Here is a 15,493-nt window from a genome sequence, read left to right on the forward strand (position 1 = left end):
CGTTCGGTAGAGCGGTGTTTAGGCCCAACAAAATAAACCCGCAAGATGAAAAAACCGACTTTCGCGAAGATTATCACTAAGACGCTGTTTTGTATTATGTTTTTAAAATGAAATCGGTGCAGTGACGTGCTGTCGGCCAGCAGACCAATACGATGATTATCGAATCTGACGACGAAATCATGACAGTTTAGTCGAATCGTGGCGATTCTGCCCCCCGATCGACCAACCCAAGACGACAACCCATGGGGCAAGACGGGCAATGCCAGGCGCTTATGCCCTGACCAATGCCCCCTGCCCTGCTTTGCGTCGCCGTTGGCACCTCACTGCAAGGGGTAAGCCTAACTTTGTCGTGCAGGATGCTGCACGCCCATCGGTCGCAGCTAATCGGTTTCGGGGTACGGGGTTTCAGGCGCCACACCCACTTATAAGGGATCGGTATGCCTGACACCGAAATGCCTGCCACCGAAGCGCGGCTTTGCGCTGCCCGCTGCTATCACATAGCGCTGACATGCCGCGATAGGTCGGCGGCGCATATAATGTGCAGGAGAAAAGCTGGCATTTGCCGAAAGGGATCGGCCAAAAGAAAACGCGCCCCAGAAGGGCGCGTTTCCAAACTGTATCTTGATAAAGCGGATTAGCGCTTCGAGAACTGGAACGAACGGCGAGCTTTGGCTTTACCGTATTTCTTACGTTCAACGACGCGCGAGTCGCGGGTCAGGAAGCCTGCTGCTTTCAGCGCGGGGCGCAGAGCCGGCTCGTGCAGTTGCAGCGCTTTCGAGATGCCGTGCTTGACCGCACCAGCTTGACCCGAAAGACCACCACCAGCAACGGTCGCGTAAACGTCGTACTGGCCGGTAACGCCAGCAACTTCGAACGGCTGGCGCAGGATCATCTGCAGAACCGGGCGTGCGAAATAGACGTTGATGTCTTTACCGTTGACGACAACTTTGCCGGTGCCCGGTTTGACCCAAACGCGAGCCACAGCGTCTTTACGCTTGCCGGTCGCATAGCTGCGGCCAAGCGAGTCGCGCTGTGCTTCGCGAGCAACGGCTTCGGTTGCAACTGCCGGAGCGGCGGCGACAGCCGTTTTCAATTCGTCGAGAGACTTGATATCTTCAGCCATTCTTACGCGCTCCGGGTATTCTTGGCGTTCATGGACTTAACGTCCAGCACTTCAGGCTGCTGAGCTTCATGCGGGTGCTCGGCACCGGCATAAACGCGCAGATTCGACATCTGCTGCTTGCCCAGGATATTGCGCGAGATCATGCGCTCGACCGCTTTGGTCACAACGCGCTCGGGGTGTGCGCCTTCGAGAACCTGACGTGCGGTGCGGTGCTTGATGCCGCCCGGGTGGCCGGTGTGCCAGTAGTATTTCTTCTGGTCACGCTTGTCGCCGGTCATCTGGATCTTGTCCGCATTGATGATGATGACGTTGTCACCCATATCCATGTGCGGCGTGAAGGTCGGCTTGTGCTTGCCGCGCAGGCGGCTGGCGACGATCGTAGCAAGGCGGCCCAGAACAACGCCCTCGGCGTCGACCAGGATCCACTTCTTCTCGATCTCCGCCGGTTTTGCGGTATAGGTTTTCATCTTGCTGCCCTTTGAGGGTATTGAATTCGAGATGACGGTATATCAACCGTCGCCACGATCCGGTCAAGTGTCGAAATTGCCAAATTTTCAAGCAATTTCATGCGCTTGCAAAATAGGTATTTATATACCTCATATTTATATGCATTTTTACCCGGAATCATGCGGTTTTTACCCTTCGCCGGGACGCGCTACAGGCTGGGACGCGGCACCGACGCATCAGGAGGAATCGCATAGGTCATTGAGCAGCGGGCAACCGGGGCCTCGACGCCTTCGCTGTGGATCAAGGTCTCGGCGACGGCCAGGCTGCGGCCCAGCTTCAGCAGACGGCAATCCGCCAAAAGATCCCTGCCCGCTTGGGGTTTGCGCATGAAATCGATCGTCGCATTGGTCGTGACCGCCAAAGCCACCGGCCCGATAAAGGACAGGATCCGCAGATAGATGCCAACATCGGCCAGAGCAAACATCGTTGGCCCCGAGACCGTGCCACCGGGGCGCAGATGGGTGTCTTGCACCTTCAGCCTCAGGGTCAGCACCTGAGCATCGACCTTGTCCACGATCAGATCATCCGCAACCTGCGGAAATTCCTGAGCCAGAAACTGGGTCAAGGCGGCGCGATCCATCACGATGGTCATGCGAAGTGGTCCCCTTTACGCTGCTTGCATCTGGGACCTAGACTGGCCGGATCCGATCCCAAGAGGCAAGGCGATGAATCCGATCCGACGCGACGATTATGGTGCGATCGTGCGCCTTGTCCTGAACAGCCCTGCAAACTTCAACGCATTGTCTTGCGAGATGATCGCCGCCTTGCGGGCAGCCCTGGTGCAGATCGCGCGCGATGACAGCATCCGCGTCGTGGTCATTGCGGCCGAGGGCAAGGCCTTTTGTGCGGGTCATGACATTCGGCAGATGCAGCAGTCACGCCAAGACAGCGACGGAGGCCGCGCGGCCTTTCAAGCCCTTTTTGCCGATTGCAGTGCCTTGATGATGCAGATTGCCGAACTGCCGCAGCCTGTCATCGCCGAGGTTCAAGGCATTGCGACCGCTGCGGGCTGTCAGCTGGTGGCAAGCTGCGATCTGGCGCTTGCAGCAGATGGCGTCAAATTCGGGGTGAATGGCGTGAATATTGGCCTTTTCTGCGCGACGCCGATGGTTGCTTTGACCCGTGCCGTGCCGCCCAAGGCCGCTTTCGAGATGCTGACCTGCGGCAGTTTCATCAGCGCCGAGCGCGCGCGCGAGATCGGCTTGATCAATCACGTGACCCCAGCCGATGATCTAAGCCGGGCGACGATGACGATGGCGGAAACAATCGCGGCCAAGTTGCCTGCGGCGGTGCGCATCGGCAAGGCGGCCTTTCGTGCCCAGCAGGGCCTTACGCTGCAAGAGGCCTATGACCAGATGAGCAAGGTCATCTGCGACAATCTGATGCTAGAGGAAACCGACGAAGGCCTGCAGGCCTTTCTTGAAAAGCGCCCGCCCAATTGGGCGTGACGCATCGCTTGGCTTAGTCACGACCTGCGCGCTGGCCTATCCCAGATAGGCCAAGGCAGGGATATTTTCGAGCAGCCAATAGGCAAAGGCAGTGAAGGCCCCGGTCAGCAGCGCAAGACCCACCGCGACCAAAAGCAAGCCCATTACGCGCTCGATCATGCGCAGATGCGGCTTGATCCGGTTCATCAGCCCCATCGCCCGATTGATGAAAATCGCCGAAAGCAGAAAGGGGATGCCCAGTCCCAAGGCATAGATTGCCAAAAGTGCCATGCCGCGCTGCGCCTCGGCGCCCGATGCGGCCAAGGACAGGATCATGCCCAGCTGCGGCCCGATGCAGGGCGTCCAGCCAAAGGCAAAGGCAAGACCCAGAATATAGGCACCAAAAGCGCTACCGCCTTTATCGCCGACATCCAGCCGGGCCTCGCTGTCCAGAATGGGAATGCGGATGACGTGCAGGAAATGCAGACCCAGCACGATGATCACCAACCCCGAGCCGCGCGACAGCAGATCCTGATATTGCAGCAGCATCCGGCCAAAGGTCGAGGCCGCAATCCCCATCATGATAAAGACGGTCGACAGGCCAAGGACAAAGAAAAGCGCCGGTACCACGGCGCTACGCTCGCCTGATTTCAGCCCTCCGACCCCGATCCCGGTCATATAGGCCAGATAGGGCGGCACAATCGGCAGCACACAAGGCGACAGGAATGACAAAATCCCCGCAAGCAGCGCGACGGCAGCGGCAGGAAAGAATGCGGCATCAACAAGTTCAATTCCAAACATGGCGCCACCATGGCCCATGAAAAAGGCGCGGGGAAGCCCCGCGCCTCTCACTCTTCCGTGGGTTTAGCGATTAAGCCGACCACCAGCCCCGGCGCTTGGGCTGCGGAGCGGCGGGCGCGGCGGCAGTCTCGCTGACTTCGGCCAATTCCGGCTTGGGTGCGGCTTGGCTGCTGGGCGTCTCATCGCTGCTTGCGGCAGGCGCAACCGCAGGCTTTGCGGCAGCCTCAACCGCAGCCTCGGGCGCGGTTTCGATCACAGGTGCTGCGACGGCTTGCGACGGGTCCGAAACAACCGGGGTCACATCAGAGGACACCTGCGCAGGCGCCGGTGCTTCGTCTGCGGCCACGGGCGCGACAGCCGATTCTTGGGGCTGCGCCACTGCGGGGGCCGCAACATCAGCCTTGGTCTCGGCGGTTTCGGCCCTGGCTTCGGCGACAGCGCCTTTGGCGCCAGCAGCTTCAGCGACGCCAGCTTCGGTTACAGCAGCTTCGGTGACTGCGGGCTCAGCGGGCGTATCCGTTGCAGCGGCCTCGGCAGATGCGGGCTTGCGACGGCTGCGCGGGGCGCGGCGCGGCTTTCTGGCGCCCTTCCCTTCATCCGCATCAGCGCCCTCGGCACTGTCGTGCGAAACCGAAGCCTCGGATGCGATGACTGCATCCTGAGAAGCCGCGACTGCGACAGCTACGGCAACTTCTGCCTCGGCGCCGGTTGAATCGGAATCGCCATCGTCCGAATCATTCTCGTCCGAACCGTTGTCATCCGAGCCATTCTCGCTGGTGGCATCGCCATTGCGGCCGCCACGACGACGACGGCGGCGACGGCGCTTGGACTTGCCGTTGCCATCCCCATCTTCGGGGCTCGTCTCATCCGATGAACCCGTCGCCAAGGCTTGCGAATCAGCAGCAGTGTTGGCCGCTTCGTCCTCATCCTCGATCTCGGGCTCATCCTCGCCATCGATCTGGGCCATCAGACGGGCATCGACGGAAACCACAGGCGAGACGACCTCGGGCACAAAGCGCGTCGCCGTCTTGAATTTTTCAAGCGTGAAATCGGGCGAAATCAGGCTGGGGTCAGCCTCGACACGCACAGCCATGCCATAGCGCGCTTCGATGCCTGCGATATGTTCACGTTTGGCATTCATCAGGAAGTTCGCGACCGCGATGGGTGCCTTGACCAGAACCTCGCGCGAGCGCTTGCGCGTGCCCTCTTCCTCGATGGCGCGCAGAATGGTCAGTGCCAGGCTGTCATCGCTGCGGATCAGGCCGGTGCCGTGGCAGTGGGCGCAAGGCTGGGTGGTGGATTCCAGCATCCCCGGACGCAGGCGTTGGCGCGACATTTCCAGAAGGCCAAAGCCCGAAATGCGACCAACCTGAATACGAGCACGGTCGGTTTTCAGCTTGTCCTTGAAGCGCTTCTCGACCGAGGCATTGTTCTTGCGCTCTTCCATGTCGATGAAGTCGACAACGATCAGCCCGGCAAGGTCGCGCAGACGCAACTGGCGCGCGATCTCGTCAGCGGCCTCGCAGTTGGTCTTATAGGCGGTATCCTCGATCGAGCCTTCCTTGGTGGCGCGGCCCGAGTTCACATCGATGGCAACCAAAGCTTCGGTCACGCCAATGACGATATATCCGCCCGATTTCAGCTGAACCGTCGGGTTGAACATGCCCGTCAAATAGCTTTCCACCTGGAAGCGCGCATAAAGCGGCATCGCATCGGTGTAATGCTTCACGTTCTTGGCGTGGGACGGCATGATCATTTTCATGAAGTCCTTGGCGGTGCGATAGCCACGCTCGCCCTCGACCAGAACCTCGTCGATTTCTTTGGAATAGATGTCGCGGATGGTGCGCTTGATCAGATCGCCTTCCTCATAGACCGGTGCGGGCGCGGTCGAACGGAAGGTCAATTCGCGGATCTGCTCCCAAAGGCGCATCAGATATTCATAGTCGCGGCGAATTTCGCTGCGCGTGCGCTGGCTGCCCGCGGTGCGGATGATCAGACCCGCGCCCTGCGGAACCGACAGCTCCGAGGCGATTTCTTTCAGTTTCTTGCGATCGACCGCATTGGTGATCTTGCGGCTGATGCCGCCGCCGCGTGCCGTATTGGGCATCAAGACGCAGTAGCGCCCTGCCAGTGACAGATAGGTCGTCAGCGCCGCGCCTTTGTTGCCGCGCTCTTCCTTGACAACCTGCACCAGCATGATCTGGCGAACCTTGATCACTTCCTGGATCTTGTAGCGGCGCTGGCGCGGTTTCTTGTGGTGATGGGTCACTTCCTCGGTGACGTCCTCATCGGCAATGGATTCGATTCCATCGTCGTGATCGTCCCCGTTCTCGGAATCCGAGCGGTCATCGCCCGCATCATCGCCATTCGACGACAGGCCATCATCATCACAGGGCTGAGCTGCCGTCGCGGTTTCGACCACCGAGACAAGCTGCGGCTCGCCTTCGGCTTGCGGCTCGGAAATCTCCATTCCGGGTATTTCCGTGACAGAGAAATCGCCGGTCGCGTCCGAAGATGCGATCTGATCGGATTTCACGACCTCGTCGGCCACCATCCGTTCGGGCTTGGGGCCGCGGCGGCGGCGCTGACGGCGCTCAGAGTTTTCTTCGGCCTCGGCGGCAGCTGCGGCCGCGCGCTCTTCTTCCATCAGGGCCTGACGGTCGGCCAGCGGGATCTGGTAATAATCCGGGTGAATTTCCGCAAAGGCCAAGAAGCCGTGGCGGTTTCCACCGTAATCCACAAAGGCCGCCTGAAGCGAGGGTTCGACCCGCGTTACTTTGGCGAGATAGATATTCCCGGCCAGCTGGCGTTTGTTGATGGTCTCAAAGTCAAATTCTTCGACCCGTGTTCCGTCGACCACAACCACCCGAGTTTCCTCGGGATGTGTGGCGTCGATCAGCATTTTCTTTGACATATATCCGATTTCCGCGCAGCCGCCCTCGCGCGCTTTCTGGCGCGGTCGGAGGAAGGCTGCGGCATGTCTGACACGTGCTCGGCGCATCGAGAACGGCAAAAGCAGCGGCCGCAGCAAAGCGCAGCCCCTGATTCAAATCTCGTTCCATTGCGCGATCCATCGCGTCTGTTACCTTTTTGGGCCCGGTCCGCGAATGCGATGACGGGCAGCGACAAGATTGCCCAGAGGCCCCTTGGGGCATGGGCACTTATTTTTCCGCGCGACACGCCGCCTGCCCTATTCGGCCGTCCGGCCAACGCTCGCGCTGCGAAACTGGTGGAGGGGCAAGCCAGCTTTGCGCTGAAAGAGGCCCCTGCAACTTTCAAGAATAGCGGTGAACGGGTCACCGACACAATGAGTTTTTTAAAAGGATAATATTCTGGCGCGCCAAAACTGCACCGCCGTTGCGGGGTCGCGGCTGCGCGGCAGTTACGATAAAACCCCGCAAGCGCGGAAAAAATCTGCGCAGGCGGGGCTATTGCTCATGTTTGCGTGCCTGAGCATCGAATGGGCCGCGCCGCCAAGCAAGGTCCGGGCAGACCTTTCGCCGCAGGCGGCCCATTAAGCATGATCAGAGATAGTCAGCGCGGCTCAGGCCGTATTTCGCCATTTTCTCGTTCAGCGTGCGCCGCGGCAGGCACAGCTCGTCCATCACGGCCGAGATGCTGCCTTTGTGGCGCCGCATCGTATTGTCGATCAGCATCTTTTCGAAGCTTTCGACATATTCCTTAAGCGGCTTGCCCTCGGTGGTGGTCGCTTCCTGCGTATCCTCGCCATCCGCCAGCAACAGCGAGGTGATCGAGCCCGTGCCACGCCGGTTTTGCAAAACCGCCCGCTCGGCCACATTGATCAGCTGACGCACATTGCCCGGCCAGGGTGCCTGCAGCAGCTGTGCGGCCTCTTGGGCTGTGACCTGAGGCGGCTCGCAGCCGTATTCCTCGGAGAACTGCTCGGTCATCCGGGTAAAGAGCGCCAGAATATCCTCGCCGCGCGAGCGCAGCGGCGGCAATGTGATCTTGAGCGCCGACAGCCGATAGAACAGATCGGGGCGCAGAGAATCCTCGACCTTGCGGCCTTCGGCGCGCGCGTTGGAAATGGCGATGATGCGGGTTTCGGCAGGAATGCCCTGCTCGGCGATAAAGGCCAGCAAACGCGCCTGCAATGCCTCGGACAGCATTTCGATATCTTCAAGGCACAGCGTGCCGCCACGTGCCTCTTCGACGGCCGGCAGACCGGATTCCACCGGACCGAAAAGCTTGGCCGACAGCAGATCATCGGTATAGGCCGCGCAGGAAATCGGCACGAACTTCTTGGTGGCACGCGGGCCGACGGCGTGCAGGGCATGGGCGACCAGGGTTTTGCCAGTGCCGGTTTCGCCGTCGATCAGGACGTGACCATCGGCTTGGCCAAGATCCAGAATATCTTCGCGCAGCCGTTCCATCACCGGGCTTGCGCCGACCAGCTTGGACATGACCTGCTGTCCCTCGGACAGATCCCGGCGCAGTGCGCGGTTATCCAAGGTCATGCGGCGTGCCTGGGTCGCGCGCTTGGCCAGTTCGGTCAGCCGATCCGGGTTAAAGGGCTTTTCCATGAAATCCATGGCGCCCAGACGCATCGCCTCGACCGCCATTGGCACATCGCCATGCCCTGTGATCATCACGACGGGCAGACCGGAATCAACGCCCATCAGCTTTTTCAGGAATGTCATCCCATCCATGCCCGGCATGCGGATATCCGAGATCACAGCCCCAGGCCAATCGGCCCCGATGACCTTCAATGCCTCTTCGGCACTGGGGAAAACCTCTGTTTCGAAACCTGATAGAACCAACCATTGACTGATCGATTCGCGCATATCCGGTTCGTCATCTACAACCGCAATCTTCATTGTGCGCCTCATCGCCGGTCACCTTTCATCTTTACTCTGCCGCAGCCATTGGCTTGCGTGCTTCACCACCGGGCTGATGCAGCGGCAGTTCCATCTCGAACACCGCGCCGGTACCATCATCCCCGGACAAATTATGGGCAGTCAGCCTGCCGCCAAAATCCGATACGATCCCGGAAGAAATCGCCAAACCCAAACCGGTTCCCTCTCCGGGCTTTTTTGTTGTGAAAAACGGCTCAAACAGCTTTTCCATATCCGAAACCCCCGGCCCGTTGTCGCGCACCGACAGATAGGCATGAGCACCGGCACTGACCTTAATTTCTATCAAAGGCTCTTTGACGGATTTGGTGGCGTCAATGGCGTTGCGCAAGAGGTTGATGATCACCTGTTCAAGCCGGATGCGGTCACAATAGACCATGACCGGATAACGCGGCACGTTGCGCATCAGGCGAATGGTCCGGCTGCGCAGCTGCGGCTCCATCATCGCCAGCGCACTTGACAGCGCCGCGCGCAGGTCAACGGCCTCAAAGGCCTCGCCGCCTTTGCGGGCATAGGATTTCAGCTGGCGGGTGATCGATCCCATTCGGTCCAGCAGGTCGTCGATGCGCTGGAATGACGACAGTGCCTCTTCCGAGCGGCCGCGCTGCAGCAGAACGCGCGCGCCCGCCAGATAGGTTTTCATCGCAGCCAGCGGTTGGTTCAACTCGTGGCTGACGCCCGCGGACATTTCGCCCAAAGCTGCCAGTTTCGAGCTTTGCTGCACCGATTGCTCGGCCACGCGCAGTTCTTTTTGAACGCGCTCGCGTTCTGCAATTTCCAGCGTCAGGCGTTGGTTCAGCGCGCGCAGATCCGCAGATTCGCGCATATAGGCGCGGCTTTCGACCCTTGCGCGGCGCGACAGCAGGAAAAAGAGCGCCGCCAGCAGGATCGCGAAACCCATGATTTCAAGGGCAAGAACGGCATTCACCCGCTCGCGCACCGAATCATAGGTGGTGAATGAGATCATCTTCCAGCCCCTGAAGGGGATGCGGATTTCCGACTGCATCACGGCCTTGCCCTGAACATAGGCATCAGGGGGAACCGCCGTCCAATCCGCCGTCACCTGAAAGGCGCGGGCAATCGCCGAGGGCGCCGAGCGTACCTCGAGCGCCTCGGGCAAGGTCAGACCGCGCCAGCGCGGCTCGGTCGCCAGGATGATTGCACCGCTGCTGTCGGTCACGGCAACGGCATCGGAAATGCCCGCCCAGGACCGGACGATCCGCGACAGATCCGCACCGACGACGATCACGCCGACCGTGCGCCCATCGGCGATCATGGCGCGGGAATAGGCGAATTCATAACCGCCACGGCGCGAAGGCGAGACGGTAAAGACGGTATCGCGCGACCGTAACGGCTCGACGTAGAACGGCTCTTGGACGTAATTGGCGCCCAAAAGATTGCGATCGGTCGCGCCGACCGTACGGCCCGAGGCATCCAGAAGCGTTATCGATGCCGCGCCGATTTCTTTCTGGGCGGTGATCAGCCGTGCCGAGGTGGTCGAGAAATCCCCCGTCTGCAAAGCGTTGATCAGCGCCGGATCACGCGCCAGCAGCAAGGGCACGACCGCCGTGCGCTGCAGCTCGGACAGAAGGTTTCCGGTATAAAGCGCCGAGCGCAGTTCCGTGCGAACCTTGGTGTTCTCGGAAAAGCGCGCGGTCAGCCAGGCATTCGTGAACCAAATCGTGACCGCGGCAAGAATCAAAAGCAGCGCGATCGCGCCGCGCATGCTCCAGCGACTGGCCGCAATAGCGTCAAGCGGGCGCAGGTTTGGCACCTCGCGGCCCGCCTTCACCCGCGGTCGAGCCGAAGCCTTTGCCGCAGCCTCACTCTGCCCGGTTTCAGGCAGAGACAAGTCCTCCGACGAGGGCTGCGAAAATCCGGGCGCCGTCCGTATTGCCATGGCTGGCCTCACAGGCACGCTCGGGGTGCGGCATCATGCCCAGAACGCGGCGGTTTTCGGACAAAACCCCGGCAATATCGGCAGCCGAGCCGTTGATGGCGGGCGCGTAAGTCAGCGCAATGCGGCCCTGATCCTTGAGCGTGGCCAGACCCTCGGCGTCAATCTGGTAATTGCCGTCATGATGGGCGACCGGCAGGCGGATCTCTTCGCCAAGCGCAAAGCCCGAAGTATAGGCGCTGTCGGTCGAGGCGACGCGCAGGCCGACTTCGCGGCAGATGAATTTCAAACCAGCATTGCGCATCAGCGCGCCGGGCAGCAGGTTCAGTTCGGTCAGAACCTGAAAGCCGTTGCAGATGCCAAGCACAAAGCCCCCGCGCGACGCATGGTCGCGAACCGCTTTTGCAATCGGCGAATGGGCGGCAATCGCGCCGCAGCGCAGGTAATCGCCAAAGCTGAAACCACCCGGCACGGCCACCAGATCGGTTCCGGCAGGCAGGCTGTCATCTTTGTGCCAAACCTTGGTGACCTCGGCCCCGGCGCGGGTCAGCGCAACGGTCAGATCGCGGTCGCAATTCGAGCCGGGAAAGGTGATGACGGCAGCTTTCATATCGGGACTCCGCTGAAGTTCGCCTCCGTTTAGCGCTGTTTGCCCAAATCTGCAAAGGCGAAAGCTTGTGCGATATCTGAGGTGGCAATCATCGGCGACAACACTGCCGGCCACGATCGAAAGAAAACGGCCGGGACAAGGCCCGGCCGCTATTTGCTGATCAAAGATGATTCACGTGAAGGCTTAGCCCTTCAGCGCGGCCCCCAGATAGGCATCAACCTTTTCAAGGTAGCCCATGGTCGACAGCCACTTCTGGTCCGGACCGACCAGCAAAGCGAGGTCTTTGGTCATGAAACCATCCTCGACGGCCTGAACGGTGACTTTTTCCAGGGTTTGGGCAAAGTTCAACAGCGCCGTATTGTTGTCCAGCTTCGCGCGATGCTTCAGACCACCGGTCCAGGCAAAAATCGACGCGATCGAGTTGGTCGAGGTCTGGTTGCCCTTCTGATGCTCGCGGTAGTGGCGCGTCACGGTGCCGTGTGCGGCCTCTGCCTCGACGGTCTTCCCATCGGGCGTCATCAGCACCGAGGTCATCAGCCCCAGCGAGCCAAAGCCTTGGGCCACCGTGTCCGATTGCACGTCGCCGTCATAGTTTTTGCAAGCCCAGACATAGCCACCCGACCATTTCAGGTTCGAGGCGACCATATCGTCGATCAGACGATGCTCGTAATGGATGCCGGCTTTTTTGAACTTGTCCTCGAACTCGGCCTCGTAAACCTCTTGGAACAGATCCTTGAAGCGGCCGTCATAGGCTTTCAGGATGGTGTTCTTGGTCGACAGATAGACCGGATAGCCGCGGTTCAGGCCATAGTTCATCGAGGCGCGGGCGAAATCGCGGATCGAATCGTCAAGGTTGTACATCGCCATGGCCACGCCCGAGGACGGCGCGTCAAAGACTTCATGCTCGATCGTCTCGCCGTCTTCGCCGACGAATTTGATCGTCAGCTTGCCCTTGCCGGGGAAGCGGAAATCGGTGGCTTTGTACTGATCGCCAAAGGCGTGACGGCCGACGATGACGGGCTGGGTCCAATGGGGGACCAGACGCGGCACGTTCTTGCAGATGATCGGCTCACGGAAGATCACGCCGCCAAGGATGTTGCGGATGGTGCCGTTGGGCGATTTCCACATCTTCTTGAGGCCGAATTCCTCGACGCGCTGTTCGTCGGGGGTGATGGTCGCGCATTTGACGCCAACGCCATATTGCTTGATCGCATTGGCCGCATCGATGGTGATCTGGTCGTTGGTGCGATCACGCTCTTCGATGCCCAGATCGTAATATTTCAGATCGACATCAAGATAGGGCAGGATCAGTTTCTGTTTGATGAAATCCCAGATGATCCGGGTCATTTCGTCGCCGTCAAGCTCGACGACCGGGTTCTCTACCTTGATCTTCGACATGGTGCTCCCTCGGGTATGGAATGCGGTTGCTGCGGCTATAGCGGTGTTTCATGCGAAAGGAAAGGGATGTATGCGATTGCATACCGAATTCATCCCAGCTGGTTAATCCCAAGCGCCCCCTTTCGCGGGCCGATGTCGCGCCCTAGTTGCCAGAGGGTTGCGACAAAAGCGGCAGTGCCCGAGCGCGAAGATATTCCCACAGCTCGGGGCTGGCCCGGGCGATCTTGACGCCGACCCGATCAAAGAGCTGGTCATAGGTGACGTTATATTCGTCCCACGTCCCGCCACCACAAGCAATATTCAACGCCACCGGCTGCGCACGGTCCAGCCCTTTGGCAAAGATCGCATCCGCAGTGGCCGCAGCCTCGAACTCGTCCCATAGCGCGCGAAACTCTGCGCCCTGTTGGGGCGGAAGCAGCCCATAGATACGATCGGCCGCACGGCGCTCTTTGTCGATCTGCGCCTCCGAGGCATGGGCGGCACCGCCTTGGGAATGGATCGGGACGTCGCCGGTGTCGGTCTCGATGATGTCATGCAAAATCAGCATTTTGATCACACGTGAAACATTCACATCCGGCGCGGCAAGATCACCCAGCACCAGCGCATAAAGCGCCAGATGCCAGCTGTGTTCGGCCGTATTTTCGCGGCGTGACCCGTCACAAAGGATCCCTGCCCGCATCACGTTTTTCAGCCGGTCGGCATTGGCCAGAAACGCAAGGCGGCGCGCAAAATCGTCGGGGGGCATGGCCTGCCCTGCAAGCAGCGCCCGGATGTGGCCCATAGCTTCTGGCCATTCCTGCTCGAACCGCGCGGCACGGCCAAAGGTCAGATTGTCCTGCACGATCTGGATATGATCGGGGCGCGGATGGGGCGAGAGAAGGACCTGAAACAGCGGCTGGATATGATCCATACGCTTGGCAAAACGGGCCTCGGGGGTTTGGGCTGCCTCGAATTCGTGCCACAGATCACGCAGCGCCGCACCCTGAGGCAAAAGCGCAAACAGGCGGTCAGCCGCCGCGCTTTCTGCACGGGCCAATGCGCTTTGATCATGCTGCAGATGGATCGGATGATCGCCGCAATCGATCTCGACCAGATCATGGATCAAGATCATCGCAAGTGCGCGGTCCAAATCAATGTCAGGCTCGGCAAAGACCATCGCATAAAGCGCGACATGCCAGCTGTGTTCGGCTGAATTTTCGGCCCGTGAATTGTCCATCACCACATTGGCCCGATCGACAGTCTTCAGCCGGTCGGCTTCGGCGAGGAAAGCGAAAATCGGGGCAATGTCGGTCATGATCTGGCCGCTCCTGCGGGTTGTCCGCCCTTGCCGGCCCGATGGGCACGGCTGGCATTGATGCGAAACAGAACCATCGCGCCCAGCATTGCCGGCCAGACGTAAAAGCTCAATGCCTCAGGCGGTTGGGGGATTTGCGGGCAGGTTGTGGGGATTTGCAGGCCAAGATGCACCAGAACCGCCGCAATCCAGCCGATCGCCAGCGCAACGGACAGCCAAAGCTGGCGGCCCTTGGCAAAAAGGGCAAGCGCCATCACCGGAACAAAAATCAATGTACCGGTCAGATGCCCGGTCATCGACAATCCCGGGATCAGATGGCGGAATTCATTCAGGTTCGCGGGTATCTGTGCACCCCCTGATGAGGCGCAGTAAACCAACCGCAACCGTGCCATTTCATGTAGCACGGCTGCGGCAAAGCCTGCTACGAGCGCGCTGGACATCCAGAGCGCTCGTAAAACTGTCAAGATCACCGCGACGTCTCGGTCAGGCGGCGACGGACATAGCTTTGAACATTGTCGATCATCGGCTTCATATGGACCTCATCATCACGGAAGAAGTGATCCGCGCCCTCGATTTCCTCGTGGGTGATGGTGATGCCTTTTTGCTCGCGCAGCTTGCCGACAAGGGTGTTGGTATCCTTGGGCGGGGCCACGCGGTCAGCCGTTCCATTGATGATCAACCCCGAGGCCGGGCAAGGCGCCAGGAAGCTGAAATCATACATATTTGCTGGCGGCGCGACCGAGACGAAACCGGTGATTTCCGGGCGGCGCATCAACAGCTGCATGCCGATCCAGGCGCCAAAGCTAAAGCCCGCAACCCAGCAATGCTTGGAGTTGGGGTTCATCGCCTGCAGGTAATCCAAAGCGGATGCCGCATCCGACAGTTCGCCGATGCCCTGATCGAATTCGCCCTGGCTGCGGCCAACGCCACGAAAGTTAAAGCGCAGGACGGTGAAGCCCATCTTATGGAAGGCGTAATGCAGGTTGTAGACAACACGGTTGTTCATCGTTCCGCCAAACTGCGGATGCGGATGAAGGACGATCGCAATCGGGGCGTCGCGTTGGGCTTGCGGATGATAGCGCGCCTCGAGACGACCTTCGGGACCGGGGAAAATGAGTTCGGGCATGGGCTTCCTTCAAAATTCGGGTTTCTTGACGCTCTTGCGGCCGGGCTTTAGACCTGTATGTGGAAAGCCAGTGCGTGAATGACAAGAATAAGCAAGGTCGGCAGCGGTCGGATTAGCCCGAAGCCGGTCGTCACGTCAATGCGCTCGGCCAATCAGGCATGAGGATGCGAGATGAAACTGTCTACTAAAGGGCGCTATGCGATGGTTGCGCTCGTCGATCTGGCAATCGCCAAATCCGATGATCTGACCTCGCTTGCTGAAATCTCGGCACGTCAGGACATCTCGCTGCCCTATCTTGAGCAATTGTTCGTCCGTCTGCGTCGCGCGGGGCTGGTCGAATCGGTTCGCGGCCCGGGCGGCGGATATCGGCTGGCGCGCACGGCCGAAACCATCCGCGTGGCCGAAGTGCTGGAGGCCGTCGACGAGACCGTCAGCG

15 protein-coding genes are annotated in these 15,493 nt (G+C 60.0%); 3 read left to right on the forward strand and 12 right to left on the reverse strand.

What is annotated here, in order from left to right:
- Nucleotides 1-634: 634 nt before the first annotated feature.
- From rpsI to RTS12_RS15800, 3 genes are all read right to left on the reverse strand, one after another.
- Complete coding sequence (gene rpsI, locus RTS12_RS15790; protein ID WP_312530223.1) at nucleotides 635-1,123, reverse strand: 30S ribosomal protein S9; 489 nt, start codon at nucleotides 1,121-1,123, stop codon at nucleotides 635-637.
- A gap of 2 nt (nucleotides 1,124-1,125) precedes the next feature.
- Nucleotides 1,126-1,590 (reverse strand): 50S ribosomal protein L13, encoded by a 465-nt coding sequence (gene rplM / locus RTS12_RS15795; RefSeq protein WP_312530225.1) that lies wholly within the window; start codon nucleotides 1,588-1,590, stop codon nucleotides 1,126-1,128.
- 188 nt (nucleotides 1,591-1,778) lie between these two features.
- A complete protein-coding gene (locus RTS12_RS15800) occupies nucleotides 1,779-2,222 on the reverse strand; it encodes a PaaI family thioesterase (protein ID WP_312530226.1) in 444 nt (147 codons plus the stop codon).
- 73 nt (nucleotides 2,223-2,295) lie between these two features.
- Here RTS12_RS15800 and RTS12_RS15805 point away from each other — a divergent pair, with 73 nt between their 5' ends.
- Nucleotides 2,296-3,078, forward strand: a complete 783-nt coding sequence (locus RTS12_RS15805) for an enoyl-CoA hydratase (protein ID WP_312530228.1) — start codon at nucleotides 2,296-2,298, stop codon at nucleotides 3,076-3,078.
- A gap of 36 nt (nucleotides 3,079-3,114) precedes the next feature.
- On the opposite strand, the gene RTS12_RS15810 is transcribed toward RTS12_RS15805, so the two are convergent.
- Both RTS12_RS15810 and RTS12_RS15815 read right to left on the reverse strand, forming a co-directional pair.
- Nucleotides 3,115-3,858 carry a cytochrome c biogenesis protein CcdA gene (locus RTS12_RS15810; protein ID WP_312530230.1) on the reverse strand — a complete coding sequence of 248 codons (744 nt, stop codon included), beginning with the start codon at nucleotides 3,856-3,858 and terminating at the stop codon, nucleotides 3,115-3,117.
- Nucleotides 3,859-3,928: 70 nt separating this feature from the next.
- Nucleotides 3,929-6,772: an Rne/Rng family ribonuclease gene (locus tag RTS12_RS15815; protein ID WP_312530232.1), complete on the reverse strand. Its 2,844-nt coding sequence runs from the start codon at nucleotides 6,770-6,772 to the stop codon at nucleotides 3,929-3,931.
- A gap of 63 nt (nucleotides 6,773-6,835) precedes the next feature.
- Between RTS12_RS15815 and RTS12_RS15820 the strand changes: the two genes are divergently transcribed.
- The gene (locus RTS12_RS15820) at nucleotides 6,836-7,186 is read left to right on the forward strand and encodes a hypothetical protein (RefSeq protein ID WP_312530233.1); all 351 of its coding nucleotides are present in this window, start codon (nucleotides 6,836-6,838) and stop codon (nucleotides 7,184-7,186) included.
- A gap of 196 nt (nucleotides 7,187-7,382) precedes the next feature.
- On the opposite strand, the gene RTS12_RS15825 is transcribed toward RTS12_RS15820, so the two are convergent.
- The 7 genes from RTS12_RS15825 to RTS12_RS15855 form a co-directional block, all read right to left on the reverse strand.
- A complete protein-coding gene (locus RTS12_RS15825; protein WP_312530234.1) occupies nucleotides 7,383-8,708 on the reverse strand; it encodes a sigma-54 dependent transcriptional regulator in 1,326 nt (441 codons plus the stop codon).
- Nucleotides 8,709-8,727: 19 nt separating this feature from the next.
- Nucleotides 8,728-10,458, reverse strand: coding sequence for an ATP-binding protein (locus tag RTS12_RS15830; RefSeq protein WP_312530245.1), 1,731 nt, complete (start codon nucleotides 10,456-10,458; stop codon nucleotides 8,728-8,730).
- A gap of 112 nt (nucleotides 10,459-10,570) precedes the next feature.
- Nucleotides 10,571-11,239 carry a phosphoribosylformylglycinamidine synthase subunit PurQ gene (purQ, locus tag RTS12_RS15835; protein ID WP_312530236.1) on the reverse strand — a complete coding sequence of 223 codons (669 nt, stop codon included), beginning with the start codon at nucleotides 11,237-11,239 and terminating at the stop codon, nucleotides 10,571-10,573.
- 183 nt (nucleotides 11,240-11,422) lie between these two features.
- Nucleotides 11,423-12,637, reverse strand: a complete 1,215-nt coding sequence (locus RTS12_RS15840; RefSeq protein WP_312530237.1) for an NADP-dependent isocitrate dehydrogenase — start codon at nucleotides 12,635-12,637, stop codon at nucleotides 11,423-11,425.
- A gap of 142 nt (nucleotides 12,638-12,779) precedes the next feature.
- Nucleotides 12,780-13,931, reverse strand: a complete 1,152-nt coding sequence (locus tag RTS12_RS15845; RefSeq protein ID WP_312530238.1) for an HD domain-containing protein — start codon at nucleotides 13,929-13,931, stop codon at nucleotides 12,780-12,782.
- Nucleotides 13,928-14,371, reverse strand: a complete 444-nt coding sequence (locus RTS12_RS15850; protein ID WP_312530240.1) for a hypothetical protein — start codon at nucleotides 14,369-14,371, stop codon at nucleotides 13,928-13,930. The genes RTS12_RS15845 and RTS12_RS15850 overlap by 4 nt, the downstream gene beginning before the upstream one ends.
- Before the next feature lie 26 nt (nucleotides 14,372-14,397).
- Nucleotides 14,398-15,057 (reverse strand): alpha/beta hydrolase, encoded by a 660-nt coding sequence (locus tag RTS12_RS15855; protein ID WP_312530242.1) that lies wholly within the window; start codon nucleotides 15,055-15,057, stop codon nucleotides 14,398-14,400.
- Between the two features lie 171 nt (nucleotides 15,058-15,228).
- Between RTS12_RS15855 and RTS12_RS15860 the strand changes: the two genes are divergently transcribed.
- On the forward strand, nucleotides 15,229-15,493 hold a 265-nt coding region (locus RTS12_RS15860), incomplete at its 3' end, for an Rrf2 family transcriptional regulator (protein WP_312530243.1).

This window comes from Paracoccus sp. (in: a-proteobacteria) (assembly GCF_032007265.1).
Lineage (GTDB): Bacteria > Pseudomonadota > Alphaproteobacteria > Rhodobacterales > Rhodobacteraceae > Paracoccus.

Coding starts and splice junctions, on each gene's coding strand:
- RTS12_RS15845 (WP_312530238.1), bottom strand. CDS start 13,931: ATGACCGACATTGCCCCGATTTTCGCTTTCCTCGCCGAAGCCGACCGG.
- RTS12_RS15820 (WP_312530233.1), top strand. CDS start 6,836: ATGTCTGACACGTGCTCGGCGCATCGAGAACGGCAAAAGCAGCGGCCG.
- RTS12_RS15840 (WP_312530237.1), bottom strand. CDS start 12,637: ATGTCGAAGATCAAGGTAGAGAACCCGGTCGTCGAGCTTGACGGCGAC.
- rplM (WP_312530225.1), bottom strand. CDS start 1,590: ATGAAAACCTATACCGCAAAACCGGCGGAGATCGAGAAGAAGTGGATC.
- RTS12_RS15850 (WP_312530240.1), bottom strand. CDS start 14,371: ATGTCCAGCGCGCTCGTAGCAGGCTTTGCCGCAGCCGTGCTACATGAA.
- purQ (WP_312530236.1), bottom strand. CDS start 11,239: ATGAAAGCTGCCGTCATCACCTTTCCCGGCTCGAATTGCGACCGCGAT.
- RTS12_RS15815 (WP_312530232.1), bottom strand. CDS start 6,772: ATGTCAAAGAAAATGCTGATCGACGCCACACATCCCGAGGAAACTCGG.
- rpsI (WP_312530223.1), bottom strand. CDS start 1,123: ATGGCTGAAGATATCAAGTCTCTCGACGAATTGAAAACGGCTGTCGCC.
- RTS12_RS15800 (WP_312530226.1), bottom strand. CDS start 2,222: ATGACCATCGTGATGGATCGCGCCGCCTTGACCCAGTTTCTGGCTCAG.
- RTS12_RS15830 (WP_312530245.1), bottom strand. CDS start 10,458: ATGCGCGGCGCGATCGCGCTGCTTTTGATTCTTGCCGCGGTCACGATT.
- RTS12_RS15810 (WP_312530230.1), bottom strand. CDS start 3,858: ATGTTTGGAATTGAACTTGTTGATGCCGCATTCTTTCCTGCCGCTGCC.
- RTS12_RS15855 (WP_312530242.1), bottom strand. CDS start 15,057: ATGCCCGAACTCATTTTCCCCGGTCCCGAAGGTCGTCTCGAGGCGCGC.
- RTS12_RS15825 (WP_312530234.1), bottom strand. CDS start 8,708: ATGAGGCGCACAATGAAGATTGCGGTTGTAGATGACGAACCGGATATG.
- RTS12_RS15805 (WP_312530228.1), top strand. CDS start 2,296: ATGAATCCGATCCGACGCGACGATTATGGTGCGATCGTGCGCCTTGTC.